The organism is Xanthobacter versatilis (assembly GCF_043193975.1).
Lineage (GTDB): Bacteria > Pseudomonadota > Alphaproteobacteria > Rhizobiales > Xanthobacteraceae > Xanthobacter > Xanthobacter autotrophicus_E.
The window spans coordinates 54,331-77,727 of the sequence record NZ_JBAFVB010000006.1; the positions used below are offsets into that span (position 1 = coordinate 54,331).

Here is a 23,397-nt window from a genome sequence, read left to right on the forward strand (position 1 = left end):
GCGATGCTTAAGGGCAAATGAATGCGGGTCAGGGGCAGCATCCCGGAGTGCTCCCGACTTTGTCCGGCGCGCCGGCGATCATCTTCTCCGCGTCGACCAGACAGCGCGTTACGTCCATCCAGGCCTCCACCGCCACCTTGAAGGCGGCGCGGCCCTTGTCCGTGAGGGTGTAGACCTTGCGCTCGCGGCCCGAGACCACCTCGCTTGCAGCGGTGACGTATCCGCCCTCCTCGAACTCCCGCAGCACCGGATAGATGGTGCCCTCTGCAGGGGAACAGCAGCCGTTCGTCGTTGCCTCGACTGCCCTTGCCACGTCGTATCCGTGCATGGGCCGCTGATGCAGCACGCACAGAATGAAGAATTTGGACAGGCTCATCTTGATGGTGCCGTTCCAGTAGGCACGGCTCAGGAAATCGGGCCCGGGCTTCGGCACCGGGGCGGGCGACGGCGGAACGGATGGGGTGGCCGATGGAGAGGTTCGAGACATGCAGGAAGGCTATACATCGATCATCAATGTGTCAATCATCAAGGCATACTTGAAAGCGCTCCCCGCGTCAGCAAACGCGCCGTCCCTCGGCATCGATCACCACCTCTCCATCCTCCTTCGTAAACGGCCCTTTCTGCGGCGCGGGCAGGATGTCCAGGACCCTTTCCGACGGCCGGCACAGCCGCGCCCCGAGCGGGGTGAAGACGAACGGCCGGTTAATGAGGATGGGGTGGGCCATCATGGCATCGAGCAGAGTGTCGTCGGTGAGGGCGGGATCGTCGAGGCCGAGTTCGGCATAGGGTGTGCCCTTCTGGCGGGTCGCGGCGCGCACCGTGAGGCCCGCCGCGGCGATGGCGGCGGCGACCTGTTCCCGCGCGGGCGGGGTCTTGAGATATTCGACGATCGTCGGCTCGATACCGGCGTTGCGGATCAGGGCGAGCGTGTTGCGCGATGTGCCGCAGGCCGGATTGTGCCAGATGGTGACAAGGGAATGCTCAGTCATCGTTCAGGCTCCGAAGATCAGATGATGGCGTGGCGGACCTTGGCGGACACCCATTCGCTCACCACCACGGTGGCGAGGATCACCATGAGGATCAGCGTCACCTGCGGCCACGCCAGCGTATTGAGCGAGCTTTCCAGGTTGAGTCCTATCCCGCCCGCGCCAACCAGGCCGAGCACCGTGGATTCGCGGATGTTGATGTCCCAGCGAAACACGCTGATGCCGGCGAAGGCGGGCATGATCTGCGGCACGATCCCGTAGGCGAGGGTCTGGGCGCCCGAGGCGCCGGTAGCGCGGATCGCCTCCACCTGGCTCTCGTCGATTTCCTCGATGGCCTCGTAGAGCAGCTTGCCGATGAAGCCGATGGACCTGAGCGCGATGGCGATGATGCCGGCCAGCACGCCCGGACCCAGGATCGCCACCAGCAGCAGCGCCCAGATGATGGAATTAATGGAGCGCGAGGCGACGATGACGAACAGCGCCAGCGGCCGCACGAAGGCGGCGCTAGGCGTGGTGTTGCGTGCCGCGAGGAAGGCCACCGGCACCGACAGCACGATGGCGATGAGCGTGCCGAGGGTGGCAATGTTGAGCGTGTCCCAAAGCGGCTTGAGCAGTGCCGGGAAATAGGACCAGCGCGGCGGGACCATGCGCGCGCCGATGTCGGCGGCCTGGGTGGGGGCATCCCAGACGAAGGCCCAGATGGTGCCTTCCGTCATCACCCGCCAGCAGAACACGGTGAAGGCCACGGCGAGAAGCCAGCCGAACCACACGGCGATCTGGCCGCGCGAAGTGCGCCGTTGCCAGGACCGGCGGCCTTCGGGGAGGGCTATGACCGGCATTATTTCACCGGCCCGCGCACGAGGCCGGAGACATATTCGCTCGCCATCACGATGGCGATGATGAGGATGAGGATGGCGGCGGCGCTGTCGAACTCGTAACGATCGATAGCGGTGTTGAGCGTGGCACCGATGCCGCCCGCGCCGACGATGCCCACCACCGCGGATTCGCGGAAATTGATGTCGAGCCGGTAGAGCGAAAGCCCGAGGAGGCGCGGCGCCACCTGCGGCAGCACCCCAAAGGCGATCAGCGATGGCCAGGGCGCCCCGGTGGCGCGGATCGCCTCCACAGGGGCGGGGTCGATGTCCTCGATGTCCTCGGCCAGCAGCTTGGAGAGGAAGCCGATGGTGGCGAACGACAGGGTGAGGAAGCCCGCGAACGGCCCGAAGCCCACCATGGCCACCAGCAATATGGCGACGATGATCTCCTGCAGGGACCGCGACACGGCGATGATGGCCCGGCAAGCGAAATAGACCCCGCGCGGCACCACGTTGCGGGCGGCGCCGATGCCGATGGGAACCGAGATGGCGATGCCCACCACGGTGGAGGTCACCGTCATGGTCAGGCTCTCGATCATGCCCTGGATGATGTCGTCCCAGCGCCGGGAGAAGTTCGGCTCCAGGAAGCCGGAGATGAAGCGCAACCCGCGCGCCCAGCCGTCCGACAGGCGTGCCCAGTTGACCTCGACGCTGCCGAGGGCGAGCGCCAGATAGAGCGCCGCGCCGCCGATGAGTGCATAGCGCAGCCAGGGATTGGCGACGAGCGGCGGCGGCCGCCAGCGGTGCGCCGGAACGGACACAGCGCTCACAGCGTCCTCGCCACGGCGGATGGCGTGGCCTGGACCCGCAGGACACGGACCGCATCCTCGGCGGCGGCTTCTTCCACCGCATCATCCTCCGCCTCGCGGATGGTGCGCGACCAGTCCTCCTCGCCATAGATGGCGGTGAGCACATCGGTGTCGAGTGCCTCCGGAGGGCCGTCGAACACGGTGCGCCCGGCCTTGAGGCCGATGATGCGCTGGACGAACATCTGCGCCAGCGCCACGTCGTGGGTGTTGACGATGGCGGCGAGCCGGCGCTCGGCGCACACCTCGACGATGAGGCGCATGATCTGGCGCGAGGTCTTGGGGTCGAGGCTGGCGGTGGGCTCGTCCACTAGCATGATGTCCGGCTCCTGCACCAGAGCGCGGGCGATGCCGACGCGCTGGCGCTGGCCGCCGGACAGCTCGTCCGCCCTCTTGTCCACGTGATCCATCAGGCCAACGCGGTCGAGCACGGCGAAGGCCCGGTCAACGTCGGCCTGGGGAAACCGGCGCAGGAAGGCGCGCCAGAAGCCCACGTATCCGAGCCGGCCGGAGAGCACGTTCTCCATCACCGTGAGGCGCTCCACCAGGGCATATTCCTGGAAGATCATGCCCATGCGCCGCCGCGCGCGCCGCAGGCCCATGCCTCCGAGGCGGGTGATCTCGGTGTCGCCGAGGCGGATGGAGCCGGACGTGGGCTCCACCAGCCGGTTCATGCAGCGGATGAGGGTGGACTTGCCTGCCCCCGACGGACCGATCAGGCCCACCACCTGGCCGGCGGGGATGCTGAGCGAAACATCATCGAGGGCCTTGTCCCCCTTGGCGTAGCGCTTGGACAGACCGGCGATGGTCAGCATCCCACAGTCCCTCTCTCCAGAGTTTACTTGCAGGCGTAGCTGACGCCCATGGCGTCATCGACCTGGCGCACCACCGCCCAGGTCTCCTTGAAGGTGATGGGAATGAATTTCTCCTGCGGCGGCTCGGCCGACTGGAACTCCTTCAGGAGAGCAGTGCCATCCCAATTGAAGCTGAAGAACGCCTCTTTCACCTTGGCGGCGAGCTCGGGCTTCAGATTGTAGGCATAGCCATAGCCGGTGGTGGGGAAGGTCTGCGACTTGTAGATCGTCACCACCTGCTCGGGTTTGATCACGCCGCGGGCGATCATGCGCTTCATCACCGAATTGGCGACGGCCGCTGCCGGATAATCCTTGTTGGCGACGCCGATGATGGAATTGTCGTGCTTGCCGGAGAAGGCGGGTTCGTAATCCTTGCCCGCCTCCATGCCGAACTGCGAGCGCAGCAGCGCGGACGGCGCCTTGTAGCCGGAATTGGAGGTCTCCGAGGTGAAGGCCATCTTCTTCCCCTTGATGTCCTCGACCTTGGTGATGCCGGAGCCGGGATAGGTGATGATCTCCATCTCGTAGCCGTAGGCACCGTCCTTCGAGGCCATCATGGCGAACGGCACGAAGCCGGAGCAGGCGACGGCGATGGGATTGGAGCCGGTGTTGAAGCCGGCCACATGCAGGCGCCCGGCGCGCATAGCTTCGAGTTGGGCGGCGTTGGACTGCACGGGGAAGAACTGCACCTTCTTGCCGGTCACCTTCGCGAGATGGTCGGTGAATTCCTGCCACACCTTGGCGTAGACGGCCGGATCCTCAACGGGGGTGTAGGAGAAGATCAGCGTGTCCGGGTCGATCTGCTTGGAAGGATCAGTCGGCGCGTCCGCGACCATGTCGCCATTCGCGTCCGTGAAGCGTGGGTCGAGCTTGAAGTCGGCATGGGCGATGCTTGGCCCCAGGCACATGGCGGCAAGCAAGAGGGTGCGTGCGAGAAAGCGCGGTAGCGTCATCTCTTCTCTCCAGTGACGGTGTAGTTCAATCGGACGATGCTGGTACGCGAACTCGAAGCCGGAGCCTTATCTGCTCGGTGCCGGCGTTCCCATCGGCTGGGAATGAAGCGGCAGCAGGAGGGTGGTGCCAAAACAGACGGCGAGCATCAGGGCCGACCCCCCGAGGCAGGCATAGATCCCACCCACCTGATAGAGCAGGCCGGACAGGAGGGTGCCGATGAAGCGCCCCGCTGCATTGGCGGCGTAATAGAAACCCACGTCCTCGGCTGCCTTCTCCGATCCGGCATAGGCCAGGATCAGGTAGGAATGCAGGGAGGAGTTCACGGCGAAGGCGGCGCCGAAGATGGCGAGCCCGATCACGACGATGATGTCCGGCCGCAGGGGTGTCACGGCGAGGAGCACGGCGATGGCCACCGGCACCAGAGCGAGGCCGAGCGCCCACCAGCGCGCCGCTGGCACTTCCTTGGACAGGCCGTCCGGGCTGCGGCTCACCACGGCGGGCGCGGATGCCTGCACGATGCCGTAGCCGATGGTCCACAGCGCGAGGAAGCCGCCCACCATGGGAAAGGTCCAGCCCATCCCATAGAGGAAGACCGGCACGCCCACCACGAACCACACGTCCCGCGCGCCGAACAAGGCGACGCGGGCAGCAGCGAGCAGGTTCACACCCCGGCTCTTGCCGAACAATTCTCTTGCCGAACTACTCGCCTTGGCCTTGCCCATCATAGGCGGCAGGGACAGCAGCACGCCGAGAAGCACCAGCGCCAGCACGGCAGCCATGAGCCACAGCGACAAGCGAAAGCCGAACGCCTCCAGGAGCACGCCGCCAAGAAAGAAGCCGAAGCCCTTCATGGCATTCTTGGAACCGGTGAACCACGCCACCCAGCGAAACAGGCGCCCCTCGGCGTTACCCTTGGCCTCGGCCTCCGTCACCTTGATGGCGGACTTGGAGGCGGTCTTGGTGAGGTCCTTCGCCACGCCGCACACGCCCTGCGCCGCCACCACCCAGGCAACAAGAACGGCCGTTTCCCAGGTGGGCGACATGGCGGAGAGCAGCAGGAAGCCGGCGATCTGGGTCGTGAGCCCGACTGTCAGCATACGGGTGATGCCGAAGCGGGCGGCGAGCCAGCCGCCGATGAAGTTCGCCCCGATGCCCGCCGCCTCGTAGAGCAAGAACAGGAAGGCGAGGGTGAAGGGCGAGTAGCCGAGCTTGAAGAAGGTGAACAGCACCAGCATGCGCAAGGCGCCGTCGGTCAGCGTGAAGCCCCAATAGGCCGCGGTGACGATGGCGTAGTTGCGCAGGCCCGCGGAGGATGACGCCGCCATCTCACAGCCCCACGCGTTCGAGGTGGCAGGCAAGGTCCACCATGCGGCAGGCATAGCCCATCTCGTTATCGTACCAGGCATAGACCTTGAGCAAGGTGCCGTCGGTGACGAGGGTGGACGGCCCATCAACGATTGCGGAGCGGGTGTCGCGGGCGTAGTCCGCCGACACCAAAGGGCGCGGCTCGAAGCCGAGGATACCGTTGAGCGCACCCGCGGCGGCCTTGGCGAACAACGCGTTCACCTCGTCCGCCGTGGTCTCGCGGTTGAGCTCGAACACGCAGTCGGTGAGCGAGGCGTTGAGCACCGGGGCGCGCACCGCATGGCCGTTCAGCTTGCCCTTCAGCTCGGGATAGATGAGGGCGATGGCGGTGGCGCTGCCGGTGGTAGTAGGCTGCAGCGAGAGCATGGCCGAGCGGGCGCGGCGCAGGTCCTTGTGGGGCGCGTCCACCACCACGTTGGTGTTGGTGGGATCGTGGATGGTGGTGATCTGGCCGTGGCGGATGCCGATGGCCTCGTGCACCACCTTCACCACCGGGGCGAGGCAGTTGGTGGTGCAGGAGGCAGCGGTGACGATGGGATGCGTCTCTCGGTCGTAGAGCTGCTCGTTCACCCCCACCACAACGTTCAGCACGGACGGGTCTTTCACCGGCGCGGCGACGATTACGCGCTTGGCGCCGCGCTTCAGGTGACCTTCGAGCACGGCGGGGGTGAGAAACTTGCCGGTGGACTCCAGTACGAGGTCCACGCCGAGATCGCCCCAGGGGATATCGCCCGGCGTCGCGTGAGAGGAGAAAGACAAGCTCTTCTCGCCGATGCGCACACTATCCGCGCCCTCGGCTGCGATGGGCGCACGCCAGCGCCCCTGTACGCTGTCGAATTCGAGGAGATGGGCGATGGCTTCCGCCCCACCCTTGATCTCGTTGAGATGAACGATCTCGAGCCGGTTGTTGCCGCGCGGATCATTGTCCGGGCGGTAGGCCGCCCCCATGGCCGCGCGAAGCGAAAGCCGTCCAATGCGGCCGAGGCCGTTGATCCCTACTCTCATGGCACCGTCATCCTCGCAAACTTTGAAAAGGTGCGGCGTTGCCGCGATGATCTCAGGCTTTGGTGCGGTCGCCGGCGTCCGTCACCCTCACGCCGCCGGCTTCGTACCAGTCCTTGGTATGGTTCACGATCCACACCACCGAGAGCATCACCGGAACCTCGATGAGCACACCCACCACGGTGGCGAGAGCCGCACCCGACTTGAATCCGAACAGGCTGATGGCGGCAGCCACCGCCAGCTCGAAGAAATTGGAGGCCCCAATGAGGGCAGAGGGGCCGGCCACGCAGTGGGCTTCGCCGGACAGCCGGTTCAGGAGATAGGCAAGGCCCGAGTTGAAATAGACCTGGATCAAGATCGGCACGGCCAGCAGCGCAATCACCAGCGGCTGGGCGAGGATCTGCTCGCCCTGGAAGGCGAACAGCAGCACCAGGGTGGCGAGCAGCGCCACCAGGGAGAGCGGCTGGAGCACGCCGAGCAGGCGATCGAGCCCGGCCTGTCCACCGGTCGCCAGGATGCGCCCGCGGAGGAGCTGCGCCGCGATCACCGGGACGACGATGTAGAGCATCACCGACAGGAAGAGTGTGTCCCACGGCACGGTGATGGAGGAGAGCCCGAGCAACAGCCCCACGACGGGCGCGAAGGCGACGATCATGATGGCGTCGTTCAGCGCCACCTGGGACAAGGTAAAGTGGGGCTCACCCTTGGTGAGATTTGACCAGACGAACACCATGGCCGTGCAGGGCGCCGCCGCCAGAAGGATGAGGCCGGCGATATAGCTATCGATCTGGTCGGCTGGCAGGTAGGGTCGGAACAGATAGCCGATGAACAGCCAGCCGAGGAACGCCATGGAGAACGGCTTCACCGCCCAGTTCACCAGCAGCGTCACCGAGATTCCGCGCCAGTGCCGGCCGACCTCCTTGAGCGCGGCAAAGTCGATCTTGACCAGCATGGGCACGATCATCAGCCATATGAGGATGGCTACCGGCAGGTTGACCCGCGCCACTTCCAGCGCCCCGATGGTCTGGAACACGGACGGCGCCAGCGCGCCAAGCGCGACGCCGGCGATGATGCACAGGAACACCCAGAGAGTGAGATAGCGTTCAAACACGGACACGGTGCGGGATCTCCCAAGGCCGCCAGCTGCGGCCGATTGCGGCGAGAGCGTGGGCGCGGTCTGTTTCAGGACGACGACAGTTCACGCGGCCTGTCCCGAGAGTGTGAGGTCCGTCGCTCCCTCCATTTTCCCGATCTCGCCGATGCGCTCCTTGAGCGAAGCAAGATCGAGCTGCTCAAATGGCAGGTTGACGAAGGCGGAGATACGCCCGGCGAGCCGACGGTAGGTGGCAACGAAGGCAGCCTTCTGCTCAGCTTCGGTTCCCTTCACCCGGATCGGGTCGGGCAGACCCCAATGGGCCTGTAGCGGATGACCGGGGAAGGCAGGGCAGATTTCCCCAGCTGCGGCGTCGCAGGTAGTGATGACGAAATCCATCTGGGGCGCATCCGGCCTGGCGAACCCATCCCAGCTCTTGGAGGCGAGGTTCGTCGTGTCGTAGCCGAGCGAGTCGAGCAGATCGATAGCCATCGAGTGCGGCTTGAGCTTCGGCCGACTGCCGGCCGAGTAGGCCTTGAAGCGGCCTCGCCCCTCGCGGTTGAGCAACGCCTCCGCGATCAGCGACCGTGCCGAGTTGGCCGAGCAGACCAGCAGAACATTGTAGACGCGATCATTCCCAGCGGCAGGACGCAGCTGTGGAAAGGCCGCGGGGCCGGTCCCGCACCGGGGGGAGACGGCAAAACCCATCTCCGCCATCAGTTGGCTCAGCACAGGGCCCGCTGTGGACAAGCTGACGGCATAGATGATGGACCGTCCCTCGCGCCGCGACGTGACAAGGCCGGCACGCTCCAGCACGCCGAGGTGCACCGACATGGTATTGTGCGCTACCGCCAGCAGGCGGGCGATGTCGCCCGCCTGAAGGCCATAGGGCACATAGCGCAGCAGAAGACGATAAGTCTCGAAGCGCGTGCCTTGGGACAGCGCATCGAAGATCCGCGTGGCGTCTTCCCCATTCAGCTTCGTCTCGTCCATCTTGTCTCACCGTTCGAATGCTGCTCACGCGTCAGCCCAAGTGCCTCAGGCGCCGCCCTTGAAGGTCCTGGCCCAATAGTCCTTGACCTGCTGGACCAGAGCCGGCGGCAAGGGAACATAGCCGAGCTCGGACGCAAATTTCTCGCCCTCGCCCAGGGCGAAACGCCAGAACTCGAAGGCGGCTTGGCTGTTCGCCGGCACCTTCGGCTCGCGGTACATGAGAGCGAAGGTGGTCGCCGCAATAGGATAGGCATCCTCGGCGGGGGAATCGGTGATGACGACGAAAAAGTCCTTGGCGCCGGCCCAATCGAAGCTCAGCGCCGCCGCCTGGAACGCCGCCGCGCTGGGTGCGATGAACTTGCCAGCACGGTTCTGGACGAGGCCATAGGCCAGCTTCACCTGCACCACATAGGTGTATTCGACATAGCCGATGGCATTCGGGACCCGCTTGACCTCGGTCGAGACCCCTTCGTTACCGCGCGCGCCATACCCCACCGGCCAGGCGACTGCGCTGCCTTCGCCGACCTGCTGCTTCCACTCCGGGCTCGCCTTGGCAAGGTAGGACACCCAGTTGAACGTGGTTCCAGATCCATCGGAACGGTGCACCACCACGATCTTCGCGTTGGGCAGCTTGACGTCGGGATTGAGGGCCCTGATGGCGGGATCGGACCAGGTCGTGACCTTGCCGAGATAGATGTCAGCGAGAAGGGCGCCGGTGAAGCGGAGCTGGCCGGGCCCCACGCCGTCCACGTTGAACACCGGAACGACGCCACCGAACACGATGGGGAACTGGCCGAGGCCATATTTCTCCAGTTCTTCCGGCTTCAGCGGCTTGTCGGACGCGCCGAAATCCACCACCCCGTCCTTAATACGGTTGACGCCGGCCGACGAACCCACCGACTGGTATCCTACGATGTGGCCTGTGCGCTCACGAAACGCCTCCGCCCATTTCCAGATGATCGGATAGGCGAAGGTGGAGCCGGCACCCCGCACCTCCGCGGCGCGCGCCGGAGGCGCGAACATCGACAGGGCCGCGAGCGTCGCCGCAGCTGTCCAGACAAGAATGCGATTCACGGCTGGCCTCCCTTGGGTCCTAGCGACATATCGCTGGAAACAGATAGCTCCATACGAGTCATTATGTCGATAGGAGTGGACAGATCGCTATATGGCCTTCATGTCACTCTTGTGACGCCATTTGCGTCGCGCCAATCGCAGCGATAGTATAAATTATCGATATGTCGATACAAATGGAAATGATGTAATGTAGAGACGGAATGCTCGCGAGGTTGAGAGGCAAATTTGTTCGGGAGGAGAAATGAATAATAGGCGCTTCATATGGACTTTATATAAGTAATATACGTCAATCGAAGTCGGATAGCCTCTCAAAAATTGCAATCAACCATGGACAATTGCCACGATGTCCATATGATTTACATGAAATAAAGCCAACCATAGCCTAGAACTACGTTGCGTCATATTCGATAAAATCTCTGTTGATTCAGGAATATCGCTCGATATACACAAATTGTCATGAATTTGTTACATAACATGCTTAGAGCCCGTGAGGCTAGGTGAGCATCAGAAGCCCTAGCGGCACTGTCCAGGGAGACGGCATCCTCATGAAGATCATCACTCTCGCGAGCGCCCTCGCGCTGCTCGCTACCGGCGCGGCCTTCAACGGCGCCGCTGCCCAGGCACTGGTCAAGGTCGACGGGTCGTCCACGGTATTCCCCGTGACCGAAGCCATGGCGGAGGAATTCCAGAAGGCGAACAAGGATATCAAGGTGACGGTCGGCATCTCCGGTACCGGCGGCGGCTTCAAGAAGTTCTGCCGCGGAGAGATCGACATCTCTGACGCCTCGCGCCCCATCACCTCCGCCGAGCAGAAGGCCTGCAAGGAAGCCGGCATCGAGTATATCGAATTGCCGGTCGCCCTTGATGCGCTCACGGTCATCGTCCACCCGTCCAACACCTGGGCGAGCGAGATGACGGTTGCGGATCTGAAGAAGATCTGGGAGCCCGAGGCCCAGGGCAAGATCACCAACTGGAAGCAGGTCCGCGACAGCTACCCGGATCGGCCGCTGGTGCTCTACGGCGCGGGCGTCGACTCAGGCACTTACGACTATTTCACCGCCGCCATCGTCGGCAAGGAGCATTCCAGCCGCGGCGACTTCACCGCATCGGAGGATGACAACGTGCTGGTCCAGGGCGTGGCGGGCGATCCCAACGCCCTCGGCTTTTTCGGCCTTGCTTACTATGAAGAGAACACCGGCAAGCTGAAGGCGGTGAAGATCAAGGTCGATGACGCCGCGCCCGCCGTGGAGCCGTCGGTCGAGAACGCCCGCACCGGCAAGTACCAGCCTCTGTCGCGGCCGATCTTCATCTACGTGAACAAGAAGGCGGCCGAAACCCGTCCGGAGGTGGCGAAGTTCGTTGAGTTCTACCAGGACCCGAAGCACGCGGTCGAGCTGGTCAAGGAAGTCGGCTATGTGCCGCTGCCCGAGGCCGCCCTGAAGGTGTTCCAGGAGCGCTTCAAGAAGCGTGAGATCGGCACCGGCTTCACCGGGTCCAAGGTCGGCGTCTCCGTCGAGGATCTCGTCAAGGAAAAGCTCGTCTACTGACAGGTGATCTTGAGGGACCTGAGGGAGGTGCTCCGGCGCCTCCCTCCATTCAGGTGAGGGTTGGACGTGGTCGCACCGGTGTCTCCAGACTCAAGAACAGGCCGGTTGCGCCTGACGGTTTCTCCGGTCTTCCTGGCGCGACGCCGGGTGGTGGACCGCATCATGCGCGTTGTCCTGTTTCTCAGTGCCGCACTCTCTGTCCTGGTCACGGCGGGCATCGTCTACGTCCTCCTGTCCGAAAGCCTGAAATTCTTCGCACAGGTGTCGATCATCTCCTTCCTGACCGACACACAATGGACGCCGGTGTTTCAGGACAAGCACTTCGGCATCATGACTCTGGTATCCGGTACTTTGGTGAGTTCGCTCATCGCCCTGCTCGTCGCGATTCCAGCCGGTACCGTGCTCGCAATCTATCTGTCGGAGTTCGCGCGGCCACAGGTGCGCGAGACCATCAAGCCGTTTCTGGAGCTTATCGCAGGCGTGCCCACTGTGGCATTCGGCTATTTCGCTCTTTTGTTCCTCACGCCCATCTTCCAGATCTTCATTCCCGGGCTGGCGGGCTTCAACCTGCTCGTGCCGGGCATCGTCATGGGCATCATGATCCTGCCCTACATCGTTTCCGTGAGCGAGGACGCCATGCGCGCGGTCCCTGCGGAACTGAGGGAGGGGGCCTATGCGCTGGGCTTCACGCGGCTCCAGACGGCGACGCGGGTGGTGATCCCCGGCGCCTTCTCCGGGGTGACGGCGGCCTACATCCTCGGCATGTCGCGGGCGGTGGGCGAGACCATGGTGGTGGCCATTGCTGCGGGCCAGCAGGCGAAGCTCGCCCTGAACCCTCTGGAGGGCGCAGCCACGATCACCTCCTATATCGTCCAGATCAGCCTCGGCGACGTGCCACATGGCTCCATCGCTTATCTCACCATCTTCGCGGCGGGCATGACGCTGTTCCTCATGACTTTCGCCTTCAACATTCTCGCCTTCTGGCTCCGCCAGAAATACCGTGAAGTCTATTGAGGGGATGGCCGTGAAGCCGCTCGCCGCTCAACCCTCCCGCCGCCTCTCCGACGCGGAAATCGTCGCTCGGGCGCATCGGTCCGACCGCAATTTCGCGATCCTGGGCCTCAGCGTGCTCGTCATTTCCATGATCGTTCTGCTGTCGCTCATCGTGGACTTCATGGTGGACGGGCTTGGCCGCATTGATCTTGATTTCCTGACGAGCTTCCCCTCCCGACGCGCTTCGGAGGCCGGCATTCTGTCCGCCTGGGTCGGCACCACGCTGGTGATGCTGGTGACGACGGCGCTGGCGGTGCCGCTCGGCGTCGCAGCAGGCCTCTATCTTGAGGAATATGCGCCGCGGAACTGGATCACCCATCTCATCGAAATCAATGTGACCAATCTCGCGGGCGTGCCCTCCATCATCTATGGGCTGCTCGCCCTCGGCCTGTTCGTGCAGAGCTTCGCCATGGGCCAGACGATTCTAGTTGCGGGCATCACGCTGGCGCTTCTCATCCTGCCCATCATCATAGTCGCCACACGCGAGGCGGTGCGCTCCATCCCGCTCGAGATCCGCGAGGGCGCCTATGCGCTTGGCGCCGACAAATGGCAGACGGTGAGCGGCTACATCCTGCCCACCGCGCGTCCCGGCATCCTCACGGGTGCCATCGTCGGTATGTCACGGGCCATCGGCGAGACCGCGCCCATCATCACCATCGGCGCGCTCACCTTCATCGCCTTCCTGCCGCCTTCACCGGTCCAGGACACCTTTCCGTTCATCAATTTCAACTGGCTCAACTCGCCGTTCACGGTGATGCCGATCCAGATGTTCAACTGGGTTTCACGTCCCCAGGCGGCGTTCCACGTGAACGCAGCAGCAACCGGTCTCATTCTGCTGCTTATGACGCTGCTGATGAATGCGATCGCCATCTGGCTGCGCTACAAGATCCGCCGGAGCATGCGCTGATGCTGCAGCCCGGCCTTTCGGAGAACGAGATGACCGCCGTGACCCCAGCATTGGACGCCGTGGCCAGCAAGGAGCCCGCCCCCCTGCGCGCTTCTGTTCGCAACCTCAATTTCTTCTACGGCGACAACCAGGCGCTCAAGGGGGTGGAGCTTCCGATCGTCGAGGGTAAGGTCACCGCCCTCATTGGGCCGTCGGGATGTGGAAAGTCCACGCTCCTGCGCTGCTTCAACCGCATGCATGACCTATATCCGGGCAACCGGTATCAGGGCGAGATCATCCTCTATCCGGAGGGGATCAACATCGTGGCGCCGGAAGTAGATCCAATGCTCGCGCGTTTGCGCATCGGCATGGTGTTCCAGAAGCCCAACCCGTTTCCGAAATCGGTCTATGAGAATGTGGCATCCGGCCTCCACATCCGGGGCATCCGGAATCGCTCCGAAGTGGATGGGCGCGTGGAAGCCGCGCTACGCCAAGCCGCCCTATGGGACGAGGTGAAGGACCGCCTCCAGGAATCCGCCTATGGATTGTCGGGCGGCCAGCAGCAGCGCCTGTGCATCGCCCGCACCCTCGCCCCAGATCCGGAGCTCATCCTGCTCGACGAACCCACTTCGGCCCTCGACCCCATCGCCACGGCGAAGATCGAGGAACTGATGGACGAGTTGCGGGGCGCCTACACCATCGTGATCGTCACCCACAACATGCAGCAGGCGGCGCGCATCTCGGATTTCACCGCCTTCATGCATCTCGGCCACATGGTGGAATACGACGTGGCCAGCCTGATCTTCACCAACCCAACCGAGGAGCGCACGCGCTCCTATATCACCGGCCGGTTCGGCTGAGGCGTTCGGCTCGGTGGGAGGCGGCGGGAAGTTCGCTCGTGGACTTGGCATTCGGGCGCTTCAGCGACGGCAGTAGATTCGGCCTCACGTCTCAGCCACGATCTTCCCGATGTCGGTGATGTCATATCCGCCGATGCTCTTGAACTCGTTCTGGAACCGCTCCGAGCGCAGGATCTTGAGCATCGTCGCGACCTCCGGTGTGTCGAGATGCTCTTTACGGACCACAAGGTCGTAGCGTTCCCTCTTCAGTGGGACGAAGTCCACATTATCTACTTGGCGGGCGACCTTTTCCATCCCCACCGCCACGTCGGCGTCGCCACGGCCCACTGCGCTCGCCACGGCGAGATGGGATTGGTTCTCGCTATCGTAGCCCTTAATCCGGCTGGCGTAGAGATCGAGGAGCTTCAGGTTCTCGTCGAGCAGCACCCGCGATCCCGCCCCCTTCTCGCGGTTGATCATGGTGATGTCGTCGCGGGCGAAGTCCTGCCATGTTCGGATGGCCTTCGGGTTGCCTTTGGCGACGTAGAGGCCCTGCATGCGGTAGGTGACGTTGACCACCGCGCAGCGCACGCCAGGCAGTAAGGCACGGACATAGGGCACGTTGTAGTCGTCGCCGGCGCTGTCCCACAGATGTGCGCTCGCGACGGAGACCTTGCCGTAATAGAGCGAGACGAGGCTGTCGTAGCTGCCGATATAGGCCCTGAGCGCCATGACGCCGTGCATGCGCATGAAGTTGGACAGGATGTCGAGGATGAGGTCCTGGCCGCAGATGATGAAGCCGTCCCCGGCCCGACGCTCCGCCTTCAGGTCAAAATACCGGTTCTCGTCGAATGCCGGGCGGCCTGCCAGCTCGGGCGCGCGCGCGGCCCTGCCGGAGCGCTCGATATAGTCGCGCACGTTCGCCTCGGTGAAGCGGATCTTACGGCCGACCTTGTAGAAGCCGATCCCGCCTGCCTTGATCAGAGCATAAATGCCGCTCCGGCTGACGTGCAGCCGCTCGGCCACATCTTCGACAGTCAGGGCGTTAGGCGTATCCATGGAATGTCCGGCATCTCAATTCATCTAATTTCATATCATTTGGCATATAGCTCGGCCTTCGGCCAGCCGTCCTGACCATTCTATCTTTACAAAACAACATCTATTCGCCACGCTCGGCTCATTAAACCAGCAATATACCCGTCAAATCGTTTGTTTTCGTATCAATTCATATCATTTCATACCATGATGGCGGCTCCGTCCGAACGATCATGGCCGGAGGCTCATCCATGTCCCAGCAGTCCATTCCACTGTCGTCCGAGCGTGCCAACACACGGGACGAGCGGGGGTCCAACCCTGGCCCCCCGCCGGTGCCGGCCTTCGCCGGGGGCGCCCTCATCGGCATGCTCGGCGGTCTCATCGGGCTTGGTGGCGCAGAGTTCCGCCTGCCGCTGCTGATCGGCCCATTCCGCTTCCGGGCGCTCGAAGCGGTCATCCTCAACAAGGCCATGAGCCTGGTCGTCGTCGCTAGCGCGCTGCCGTTCAGGGCGGCGACGGTGCCCTTCAGCGCGATCGCGACCAACTGGCCGATCATCCTCAACCTGTTGGCGGGTAGCCTCGTTGGCGCCTGGTTCGGCGCCGGCTGGGCCACCCGGCTCAGCTCCCGCACCCTCTACCGGGTCTTGGCAGTCCTGCTGGTGCTGATCGCCGTCGCCCTCCTGTTCGGACACGGATCGACCGCAGCGTCCGCGCTGCTTTCGGGACCCTGGCTGATCGTGGCCGGCGTCATTGCGGGATTCGCCATTGGCGTGGTCGCCTCGCTGATGGGCGTGGCCGGCGGTGAGCTGCTGATTCCGACGCTGGTGCTTCTCTTCGGCGCGGACATCAAGCTCGCCGGCAGCCTGTCGCTGGCGGTGAGCCTGCCCACCATGATCGTCGGCTTCACCCGCTACAGCCGCGACAACGCCTTCGCCACCGTCGCGCAGAACAAGGTGTTCGTGGCCGTGATGGCGGTGGGCTCCATCGTGGGCGCCTTCATCGGCGGGCACCTCCTTGGGCTTGTGCCCGAGCAGGTCTTGCTTCCCATCCTGGCGCTGATCCTCGTCGTGTCATCGGTGAAAGTGTGGCGCCACGGATGAGGGTGCGGTCTCGGCCGGCGCCAGAACGCCGGCCGATGGTGCCCGCCGTCAGGCCGGATACTCCTTCGACTTGAAGGTCAGGTGCCGCACGCCTTCCGGCGCGTCGGCGATCTTGCGGATGTTGCCCCACGTCTGCTTGTAGTTGGGGATGATGTCCTCGTTGACCCCCGCGGACACCACATTGCCCTGCACGCCGGTCGGGAAGCCGAACAGCATGAAAGTCTCCTTCCGCTTCGCCGTGGGGGTGGGATAGGCCATGGCCTGGGTGGAGCCGTTCTCGTTGTAGACCTCCACGAGATCGCCGCTCTTGAGGCCAAGCTCGCCCATGTCCTGCGGGTTCATCTCGATGAAGGGATAGGGCCAGCGATCCATGACCAGCTCATTCTCCACGTCAAGATAGGCGCTCTGCCAGACGAGGTTCGCCCGCCCGTTATTGATGAGGAAGGCGAACTTGTCCTTCTCCGCCTGTTTGCCGGGGGCCTGGAGGCCGCGCCACCGGGTTTCGGCGAACACCGCCTTGCCGTCCGGCTTGTTGAACTTGCCATCGGCGAACAGCCGCTTGGTGCCGACGATCTTGCCGTCTGCGAAGGCCGTGGCGGGCTCCTGGAAGCCGTTAGTGCCCATGGTCCGCAGGCGATCGTAGGTGACGAACGCGCCGCCCTTTTCGTTCTTGGCGTAGCCGTCCATGAAGGCGTCTTCCTCGCTCTTCCAGTCGAAGCCCTTGAACTTGTCCGCCACCTCCGTTTTGCCCATGGCGCGCAGCACCCGCTCCATGTGATTGGCGATCCGCGCGGCGATGAGGCAATCGGGCATGGCCTGGCCCGGCGGGTCCATGTAGCGCTCGGTAAGGCGCATGCGCCGCTCGCCGTTCATGGAGGTGAGGTTCATCTCGCCGGATGTCGCGGCGGGCAGCATCACATGGGCGGCCTCGCCGATATGGGTCGGCACGATGTCCACGTCGACGCTGAACAGCCCACCCTTGCGGATGGCGCCCAAGATGGCGGCCACCATGGCATCGCGGTCGCCGTAGGGCACGCTGGCCATGGCGTCCTTCACGAGGTCCGTGCGCATCTTGTAGGCGCGCTTGAAAGCCATGGCGTTGAGCGTGGTCTTGTAGTGGTCGCAGCCCCAGATGTGGTGCACGCCGCCCTTGCCCTCGATCAGCAGCTTGTCCACATAGGCTGCGGGCCGGCCCACATGGGCGTCGGACGGGCGGCAATAACCCTCCTGGTGGCCGCCCATGCGCACGCAGCCGCCGCCCGGACGGCCGATATTGCCGGTAGCGAGGGCGAGATTCACCAGCGCCTGGTTGGTGCGGTAGTTGTCATTGCCCCAGATGAGGCCCTTCTCATAGGCGAACATGGTCCGCCGACGTGCCCCGCCGGCCTTGGGCTCGCCGATCCAGGTGACCGCCTTGACGATGTCCGCCTCGCTGAGGCCGGTGGCGCGAGCGGCTTCCGCCACGCTCACCTTGTTGGCCGCCAGGGCCTTGTCGAAGTCCTTCGTGGAGGCCGCGATGAAACCCTTGTCGATCCACCCCTTCTCCGCCGCGTAGGTGAGCCAGGCGTTGAACAGGATCAGGTCGGTGCCGGAATTGAGGGCGAGATGGAGCACGTTCTCCTTGCCCGCCTCCACCTCGCTGGCATTCACGGTGACGGTGCGGCGCGGATCGACGATGACGATGCGCGCCTTGGCCACCGGCTCGCTGCCGAACTCCGCCTTCTTCTTGTCGAGGGAGGTTCCGCGCAGGTTGGGCACCCAGTGGTTCAGGAAATAGTTGGTCTGGGTTTCCAGCGCGTTCGTGCCCACCGCTACGAGGGTGTCGGCGAGCTCCGCGTCCTCGTAGCAATTGTTGAGCTCGCCCACCCCCATGTCGCGCGAGCCGTGGACCTCCGAATTGTAGGCCGGGCGATTGTGGATGCGGATGTTCTTTACCTTCATGGCGCCGAAATAGAGCTTTCCGGTGCCCCAGGTGTTCTCGTATCCGCCGCCCGCGCCGCCGTGGTCGAAGGCGGACACGAACAGGCCGTCCTCGCCCTGCTCAGCGATCACCGCTGCGGTGACGCGGGCGACGAGGTCGAGGGCGTCGTCCCAGCTCGTGGGCTGGAGCTGTCCGTAGCGCCAGACCTGGGGATCGGTGAGGCGCTGGAGCTGGGTGTTGCGCTGGCGCGAATAGCTCATCTCGGCGATCCGCGCGCCGCGCACGGAGCCGAGGCCGGAATTCACCACGCACGCCTTGTCGGGCTTGATGACGATGTGCACGTCTCGCCCGTTCTGCCTGACGATGTTGTACATGGACGGCGCATACCAGGCTGCGGTCTCTGCCGGCTGTTGCCTGGAGAGATCGACGCCGAAGGCGTTCTCGCCCGGCGCCGTGCCGCCCTCGTATCGGGCGTCCCAACTATAGGCCTTGTAGCCGCAGCCGACGATGCAATAGTGGCAGACGACGTTGTGGACGGTCGCATTGGCGGGAATGATGGGCAATTGGCCGATCTGGCGCTTGTAAGCCATGGTGTCCTCCCTCAGAGCACGTTGGAGAGGCGGCCGTAGAGCAGCTCATCCACGCCTTCGGCATAGATGTCGCCCTTCGCGTCCACACGCAGCGCGTATTGCGGCAGGTTCTGCGTCGCCTGGCCCCAGATCTGCTGGCCGCCTTTCTCGCAATCGAAGCGGGAATAATGGCCGGGGCAGTTCAGCGTCTTGTCCGTCGTGCTGTAAGAAAGGGGAAATCCCTTGTGCGGGCAGACGGTGGTGAAGCCGACGATGTCGCCGTCGGGTCCGGCGCCTCCGGCCACGCGTGTCCCGAGCTTCAGAAGGACGCCGGGCGCGTCGTCATCGGGATAGGCCACGTCCAGCGGCTCATTAACTTTCAGGTCCTTCACATTGGCGAGGCGGTTCGCTGGATATCTCACCAACGCGACCGCAGGGGCCGCCTTGGCTTGGGCCGGCAGAACGGAGGCGACGGCGGCGCCTGCGGTCGCAAGGCCGGCGCCGGTCAGGAAGCTGCGGCGGCCGGCATCGACGAGGCTGGGACATCTTTTCATGAAAGCTCCTCCCAGAGCGTATTGGTCCTTTCGGACGCAAGACGTCCTGCAGAAGCTGCGCCATGCGGAGCTGAGTAGAGAATTCAATGATTTAACGAGCGAGATGAGGCGAGCACGTCCGCCGTCCCGAACATGCTGCGGCGCCGTCTGTCCGGAAACCCGAACGCGCCGTCAGCCGTCGCTACCCAAACCGAGGCGGCGCATCTTCTCCCACAGGGTGGTGCGCCCAACGCCGAGGAGCCGGGCGGCGGCGGAGAGTTCGCCCGCGGTCGCGGACAGCGCCCGGAGGATGTGACGCTTCTCCGCCTCCTGGCGCGCGGATTCCAGTGAGCCGATCCGTAGGCCGGCGTCAGCGCCTTCGCGAACGATCTCGGGAAAGAGATCCCCGGGCATCAGCCAGGGGCCCAAGGCAAGAGCGACCGCACGCTCCATCCGGTTCCGCAGCTCCCGCACATTCCCGGGCCAAGGATGCTGCATCGCGGCCTCCTCGGCGAGGGCGCTGATCCCTTTCAGGTTGGTCTCGGTGTCCGCGCTATATTCCGTAAAGAAGCGCTCCATGAGCCATGGGATGTCATCGGGGCGCTCCCGCAGAGATGGCAGGCGAATGCTGACCGCGTTGATGCGGTAAAGGAGATCCTCGCGGAATTGTCGCTCGACAACTCGCAGCGCCAGATCGGCGTTGGTGGCCGTCACGATACGGCCGCCGAAGGCGATCTCGCGCTCACCGCCGACCCTCTGAAACGTCTTGCTCTCGATCAGCCGCAGGAGTTTTGCCTGCAACTCCGGACGCAATTCCCCGATCTCGTCGAGAAACAGCGTGCCGTCGCCGGCGCGCTCCACATAGCCGAGATGGCGCTGCGCGGCACCGGTGAACGCGCCTCGCTCGTGGCCGAACAGCTCGCTTTCCATCAAGTCGGCGGGAATGGCGGCGCAGTTGACCGCGATAAACGGCGCGGTCGCGTGCCGCGATTGCGCATGGATGAAGCGGGCGGCTACATCCTTACCTGTCCCTGTCTCCCCCGTGATGAGCAGATTGGAGGACAGGCGAGCCATCCTGCACAACAGAGCCTCCACCTGCCGGATGGCGGGTGAGACGCCCAACGTGCCGCCTTCCGTGGTTCCATGCGGCATCAGCAAGTCGGTGAGCCGCGCCAGGAAGTCCTCCATCTCGAAGGGCTTGGTGACGTAGTCCGCCGCGCCGGACCGCATCAGGCGCACCGCTTGGTCGATGTCGCCATGGCCGGTCACGAACAGGAAAGGCGGCGTCCGAGGCACGTGCGCCGCTTCCCGGAACACAGCCTCCCCATCGAGATCCGGAAGGCGGATGTCGCATACGATAGCCTCGAAGCGAATCTTCCGGATATCCGCCACCGCTGCGCAGCCGGTCCGCCACCAATGCACCCTCATTCCCTCCAGGCCGAGCCGCTGCGCGAGGCTCTCGCCCATGATGGGATCGTCCTCCACGAGGCCGATGACGGGAGGCTCATGCGACATGGGCGAGCTCCATTGGGGCGATGAAAGGGAAGAGAAGACGGATCCGCGTTCCCCCCGTTTCAGGCCGCTCGACCTCGGCCGAGGCACCGAGGTCGTCCAGGATGCGCCGGGTGGTCCACAAGCCGAGGCCGCCGCCCCAGGGTGGGCCACCCGTTTCCCCGCCAGCCGCAAGAAGGCACCCCGCAGGCTCGGGCAGGCCGCTGCCTCGATCCGACACGATTACATGCAGGGCCGTCGGCGTGAGCGACGCATCCACCGCCACTTCGCTTCCCGGCGGGGCGGCGGAAACCGCATTCAGCAGCAGGTTCAGCACGGCCTGGCGCACCGGGGTGCTGGGCAGAGGAAGCAACACGTCGACGGGACCGGAGAACCTCAGATCGACACCCTTCCGGCGCGCCGCGGGGGCAATCAGTAGCTGCAGGTCCTCGAAATCGGCCATGGCGAGGGGTCGCGGCGCCTGCTCCGGCCGATACAAAGCGAGGGTGGTGCGCACCACGTCGCGGATACCGACGAGGCCTCGTTCGAGAAGGCCGAGGGACGATTTTCGGACCGCCGCATGGTGTCCATGGGTCTTCAGCGTCGCCAGCGCGTTAAAAAGGCCGCCCAGCGGGTTGTTGATCTCGTGGGCGAGCGCCGAGGTGAGCCGCCCGAGGCTGCCGAGCCGATGCTCGTCCGCCAATTGTCGGGCTAGGTCCTCCCGCTCGTACATGGACCGGACCAGCGCATTGTAGGCTAGGAACAGGCGGGCGAATTCAGCGCCGTTGCGCGCGACCGCCTCCGGGGGAACGGGCGTCGCCCGCCCTTCGCTCGCAGCGCCCAGATAGCGCGAGAGCGTGCGCACCGGCGCCATCATGCGGGCGACGAGCAACCAGCCGGCCACGGCGAGCAGCAGCGTGACCATCCCGTTCGTGGCCGCGAGCGCGAGGACGACGTCGCGCCGCTCCAAAGCCAGATGGCTGGTGTCGAAAGTGGCGTGGATGATTCCGACGATGCGTCCAGGATAGGAAAGCACGCGCGTCGCGGTGGCGGATCTGGCGCCCGCCTCGAATCTGAAATCCCGGCCGGTTGCGAGCGGAGCGAGATCGGACGGGAGACGCACCCCAATGGGGAAGCGACGGGGATCGGACGCCGCGATCACGAGGCCCTCCGCGTCGGTGATCACGGCGCTCAACGGATGCAGGCTCTTGTTGAGGGCCTGTGCCCGCATGATGGCGTCATAAACTTCCCAGACATCGTCTCTTAGGATCGCGGGTGCGACCGCGGAGGAGAGGCTGTCCAGATAGGTCTGCGCCAAGGCGCGCAACTGGCGCTCCTGCGTCTCCCCCAGCCGGCTCAGCACGCGCTCGGAGAGTGCAAGCCCCACCAGCACCATGAGCGCCGCAACCGCTAGGGGCACCTTGAGGGTGACGGGCCACTGGCGGGGGTCAAGGCGCGCGATCATGGGCGTCACCCGGTGCCCGCGACGAGCGCCGCCTTTGCGGCGATGGGGTCGAAGAGGCTCGCCTCCTGCGGCGCGAAACCATCGAGCCGCAGCATGGCGAGCACCGCCTTGCCATCCTCGTCCTCGTTCATGCGCGCAAGCGCCTCCGTCAGCGCGGCGAGCGCCTGCGGGTCTGGCGGATGGCGCGGGGCAGCGATGGGCGGGAAGCCGAGCCATTCGGACCGGCGCAGGATGGCGACGCGCGACGTCAGCTCCGGCTCGATCTCCCGCATAACGTCCAGGACGTAGCCGTCCACGGAACCGGATTGGGCGAGGCCCGAGGCCACGGCACGGATCACGTTGCGATGGCCGTAGGTGAAGAAGGTGCGGGCGAAGAAGGACGGGGGCTTCAGGCCGTGCTCCGCGAGAAGCGCGCGGGTGACGAGGAAGCCGGAATTGGAATCGGGGTCCGAGAAGGCGTGGATATCGCCCTTGAGGTCCTGGAAGTCCCGTGCGTCACGGTCCCGGTCGACGATGAGGCAGGACTGATAGAGCGGCTGCCCGCGCCACAGCGGAACCGCGACCAGCTGGAGCGCGTCACGATGGGCGACGAACGGATAGCCGCAGATCCACGCGGCATCGAGCTGACCCGAGACCAGCAGCGCGGTGATCTCCTGATAGGTCCGCCGGCTGACGAGTTCGACCGGTAAGCCGGTGGCCCGCCGCAGGTAAATCTGAAGCCGGCCGAGCAGTTCGAGGTCGGAGGTCAGGAAGACGGGGGTCAGGCCAAAACGGATGATGCCGGCCGAGGCGCGCGCCAACAGGGGCACGAGCGTCGCGCCGACCATGGAAGCAGCGGCAGCAAGGACCGCCCTGCGGTCGATGCGCGAACCGGCGCCCATTTGCTAGGGCCTCCCGCTTTGTAATTCTTCTTAAATCGAAGAATAACGCGGATGGCCTGAAAGGCAAACGGGCAT

The 23,397-nt window shown here is 64.5% G+C and carries 22 protein-coding genes; 5 read left to right on the top strand and 17 right to left on the bottom strand.

Annotation, left to right across the window (positions count from 1 at the left end; genetic code table 11):
* Positions 1-28 precede the first annotated feature (28 nt).
* The 11 genes from V5F66_RS13190 to pstS all read right to left on the bottom strand — a co-directional run bounded on the left by V5F66_RS13190 (position 29) and on the right by pstS (position 10,002).
* Positions 29-376, bottom strand: coding sequence for a PadR family transcriptional regulator (locus V5F66_RS13190; protein ID WP_049776178.1), 348 nt, complete (start codon positions 374-376; stop codon positions 29-31).
* Between the two features lie 178 nt (positions 377-554).
* On the bottom strand, positions 555-989 hold the full coding sequence (gene arsC, locus V5F66_RS13195) for an arsenate reductase (glutaredoxin) (protein WP_394094013.1): 435 nt from the start codon (positions 987-989) through the stop codon (positions 555-557).
* 17 nt (positions 990-1,006) lie between these two features.
* Complete coding sequence (gene phnE / locus V5F66_RS13200) at positions 1,007-1,825, bottom strand: phosphonate ABC transporter, permease protein PhnE (RefSeq protein ID WP_012115937.1); 819 nt, start codon at positions 1,823-1,825, stop codon at positions 1,007-1,009.
* Positions 1,825-2,631 carry a phosphonate ABC transporter, permease protein PhnE gene (phnE, locus tag V5F66_RS13205; protein ID WP_149577652.1) on the bottom strand — a complete coding sequence of 269 codons (807 nt, stop codon included), beginning with the start codon at positions 2,629-2,631 and terminating at the stop codon, positions 1,825-1,827. Before phnE (V5F66_RS13205) ends, phnE (V5F66_RS13200) begins: the two co-directional genes overlap by 1 nt.
* On the bottom strand, positions 2,628-3,482 hold the full coding sequence (gene phnC, locus V5F66_RS13210) for a phosphonate ABC transporter ATP-binding protein (RefSeq protein ID WP_394070222.1): 855 nt from the start codon (positions 3,480-3,482) through the stop codon (positions 2,628-2,630). The genes phnE (V5F66_RS13205) and phnC overlap by 4 nt, the downstream gene beginning before the upstream one ends.
* 23 nt (positions 3,483-3,505) lie before the next feature.
* The gene (gene phnD, locus V5F66_RS13215; protein ID WP_149577650.1) at positions 3,506-4,474 is read right to left on the bottom strand and encodes a phosphate/phosphite/phosphonate ABC transporter substrate-binding protein; all 969 of its coding nucleotides are present in this window, start codon (positions 4,472-4,474) and stop codon (positions 3,506-3,508) included.
* Between the two features lie 66 nt (positions 4,475-4,540).
* Positions 4,541-5,800, bottom strand: coding sequence for an organoarsenical effux MFS transporter ArsJ (gene arsJ, locus V5F66_RS13220; protein WP_149577649.1), 1,260 nt, complete (start codon positions 5,798-5,800; stop codon positions 4,541-4,543).
* 1 nt (position 5,801) lies between these two features.
* On the bottom strand, positions 5,802-6,845 hold the full coding sequence (locus V5F66_RS13225; RefSeq protein WP_149577648.1) for an ArsJ-associated glyceraldehyde-3-phosphate dehydrogenase: 1,044 nt from the start codon (positions 6,843-6,845) through the stop codon (positions 5,802-5,804).
* A 52-nt stretch (positions 6,846-6,897) separates the two neighbouring features.
* Complete coding sequence (arsB, locus tag V5F66_RS13230; protein WP_149577647.1) at positions 6,898-7,959, bottom strand: ACR3 family arsenite efflux transporter; 1,062 nt, start codon at positions 7,957-7,959, stop codon at positions 6,898-6,900.
* Positions 7,960-8,040: 81 nt separating this feature from the next.
* Positions 8,041-8,928, bottom strand: coding sequence for an arsenate reductase/protein-tyrosine-phosphatase family protein (locus V5F66_RS13235; RefSeq protein WP_149577646.1), 888 nt, complete (start codon positions 8,926-8,928; stop codon positions 8,041-8,043).
* A gap of 45 nt (positions 8,929-8,973) precedes the next feature.
* Positions 8,974-10,002 carry a phosphate ABC transporter substrate-binding protein PstS gene (gene pstS / locus V5F66_RS13240; protein WP_012115929.1) on the bottom strand — a complete coding sequence of 343 codons (1,029 nt, stop codon included), beginning with the start codon at positions 10,000-10,002 and terminating at the stop codon, positions 8,974-8,976.
* A gap of 545 nt (positions 10,003-10,547) precedes the next feature.
* Between pstS and V5F66_RS13245 the strand changes: the two genes are divergently transcribed.
* From V5F66_RS13245 to pstB, 4 genes are all read left to right on the top strand, one after another.
* Positions 10,548-11,549, top strand: coding sequence for a PstS family phosphate ABC transporter substrate-binding protein (locus V5F66_RS13245; RefSeq protein WP_012115928.1), 1,002 nt, complete (start codon positions 10,548-10,550; stop codon positions 11,547-11,549).
* A gap of 162 nt (positions 11,550-11,711) precedes the next feature.
* Complete coding sequence (gene pstC, locus V5F66_RS13250) at positions 11,712-12,563, top strand: phosphate ABC transporter permease subunit PstC (protein ID WP_081437185.1); 852 nt, start codon at positions 11,712-11,714, stop codon at positions 12,561-12,563.
* A 4-nt stretch (positions 12,564-12,567) separates the two neighbouring features.
* On the top strand, positions 12,568-13,509 hold the full coding sequence (gene pstA, locus V5F66_RS13255) for a phosphate ABC transporter permease PstA (RefSeq protein WP_049776014.1): 942 nt from the start codon (positions 12,568-12,570) through the stop codon (positions 13,507-13,509).
* A complete protein-coding gene (gene pstB / locus V5F66_RS13260; RefSeq protein WP_012115925.1) occupies positions 13,509-14,348 on the top strand; it encodes a phosphate ABC transporter ATP-binding protein PstB in 840 nt (279 codons plus the stop codon). The genes pstA and pstB overlap by 1 nt, the downstream gene beginning before the upstream one ends.
* Positions 14,349-14,432: 84 nt before the next feature.
* Here the strand turns inward: pstB and V5F66_RS13265 are convergent, their stop codons facing one another.
* Positions 14,433-15,386, bottom strand: a complete 954-nt coding sequence (locus V5F66_RS13265) for a substrate-binding domain-containing protein (protein ID WP_149577645.1) — start codon at positions 15,384-15,386, stop codon at positions 14,433-14,435.
* A gap of 227 nt (positions 15,387-15,613) precedes the next feature.
* On the opposite strand from V5F66_RS13265, the gene V5F66_RS13270 reads away from it, so the two are divergent.
* Positions 15,614-16,462, top strand: coding sequence for a sulfite exporter TauE/SafE family protein (locus V5F66_RS13270; RefSeq protein WP_149577644.1), 849 nt, complete (start codon positions 15,614-15,616; stop codon positions 16,460-16,462).
* Positions 16,463-16,510: 48 nt separating this feature from the next.
* On the opposite strand, the gene V5F66_RS13275 is transcribed toward V5F66_RS13270, so the two are convergent.
* From V5F66_RS13275 to V5F66_RS13295, 5 genes are all read right to left on the bottom strand, one after another.
* On the bottom strand, positions 16,511-18,973 hold the full coding sequence (locus V5F66_RS13275) for an arsenate reductase (azurin) large subunit (RefSeq protein ID WP_149577643.1): 2,463 nt from the start codon (positions 18,971-18,973) through the stop codon (positions 16,511-16,513).
* A gap of 11 nt (positions 18,974-18,984) precedes the next feature.
* Positions 18,985-19,506 (bottom strand): arsenate reductase (azurin) small subunit, encoded by a 522-nt coding sequence (locus V5F66_RS13280; RefSeq protein WP_012115921.1) that lies wholly within the window; start codon positions 19,504-19,506, stop codon positions 18,985-18,987.
* Positions 19,507-19,677: 171 nt separating this feature from the next.
* A complete protein-coding gene (locus V5F66_RS13285) occupies positions 19,678-21,000 on the bottom strand; it encodes a sigma-54-dependent transcriptional regulator (protein ID WP_149577642.1) in 1,323 nt (440 codons plus the stop codon).
* On the bottom strand, positions 20,990-22,441 hold the full coding sequence (locus V5F66_RS13290; protein ID WP_149577641.1) for a sensor histidine kinase: 1,452 nt from the start codon (positions 22,439-22,441) through the stop codon (positions 20,990-20,992). Before V5F66_RS13290 ends, V5F66_RS13285 begins: the two co-directional genes overlap by 11 nt.
* A 5-nt stretch (positions 22,442-22,446) precedes the next feature.
* Complete coding sequence (locus V5F66_RS13295) at positions 22,447-23,322, bottom strand: substrate-binding domain-containing protein (protein ID WP_149577640.1); 876 nt, start codon at positions 23,320-23,322, stop codon at positions 22,447-22,449.
* Between the last annotated feature and the right edge of the window lie 75 nt (positions 23,323-23,397).

Coding starts and splice junctions, on each gene's coding strand:
- V5F66_RS13190 (WP_049776178.1), bottom strand. CDS start 376: ATGAGCCTGTCCAAATTCTTCATTCTGTGCGTGCTGCATCAGCGGCCC.
- arsC (WP_394094013.1), bottom strand. CDS start 989: ATGACTGAGCATTCCCTTGTCACCATCTGGCACAATCCGGCCTGCGGC.
- phnE (WP_012115937.1), bottom strand. CDS start 1,825: ATGCCGGTCATAGCCCTCCCCGAAGGCCGCCGGTCCTGGCAACGGCGC.
- phnC (WP_394070222.1), bottom strand. CDS start 3,482: ATGCTGACCATCGCCGGTCTGTCCAAGCGCTACGCCAAGGGGGACAAG.
- phnD (WP_149577650.1), bottom strand. CDS start 4,474: ATGACGCTACCGCGCTTTCTCGCACGCACCCTCTTGCTTGCCGCCATG.
- arsJ (WP_149577649.1), bottom strand. CDS start 5,800: ATGGCGGCGTCATCCTCCGCGGGCCTGCGCAACTACGCCATCGTCACC.
- V5F66_RS13225 (WP_149577648.1), bottom strand. CDS start 6,845: ATGAGAGTAGGGATCAACGGCCTCGGCCGCATTGGACGGCTTTCGCTT.
- V5F66_RS13235 (WP_149577646.1), bottom strand. CDS start 8,928: ATGGACGAGACGAAGCTGAATGGGGAAGACGCCACGCGGATCTTCGAT.
- V5F66_RS13245 (WP_012115928.1), top strand. CDS start 10,548: ATGAAGATCATCACTCTCGCGAGCGCCCTCGCGCTGCTCGCTACCGGC.
- pstC (WP_081437185.1), top strand. CDS start 11,712: ATGCGCGTTGTCCTGTTTCTCAGTGCCGCACTCTCTGTCCTGGTCACG.
- pstA (WP_049776014.1), top strand. CDS start 12,568: ATGGCCGTGAAGCCGCTCGCCGCTCAACCCTCCCGCCGCCTCTCCGAC.
- pstB (WP_012115925.1), top strand. CDS start 13,509: ATGCTGCAGCCCGGCCTTTCGGAGAACGAGATGACCGCCGTGACCCCA.
- V5F66_RS13265 (WP_149577645.1), bottom strand. CDS start 15,386: ATGGATACGCCTAACGCCCTGACTGTCGAAGATGTGGCCGAGCGGCTG.
- V5F66_RS13270 (WP_149577644.1), top strand. CDS start 15,614: ATGTCCCAGCAGTCCATTCCACTGTCGTCCGAGCGTGCCAACACACGG.
- V5F66_RS13275 (WP_149577643.1), bottom strand. CDS start 18,973: ATGGCTTACAAGCGCCAGATCGGCCAATTGCCCATCATTCCCGCCAAT.
- V5F66_RS13280 (WP_012115921.1), bottom strand. CDS start 19,506: ATGAAAAGATGTCCCAGCCTCGTCGATGCCGGCCGCCGCAGCTTCCTG.
- V5F66_RS13285 (WP_149577642.1), bottom strand. CDS start 21,000: ATGTCGCATGAGCCTCCCGTCATCGGCCTCGTGGAGGACGATCCCATC.
- V5F66_RS13290 (WP_149577641.1), bottom strand. CDS start 22,441: ATGATCGCGCGCCTTGACCCCCGCCAGTGGCCCGTCACCCTCAAGGTG.
- V5F66_RS13295 (WP_149577640.1), bottom strand. CDS start 23,322: ATGGGCGCCGGTTCGCGCATCGACCGCAGGGCGGTCCTTGCTGCCGCT.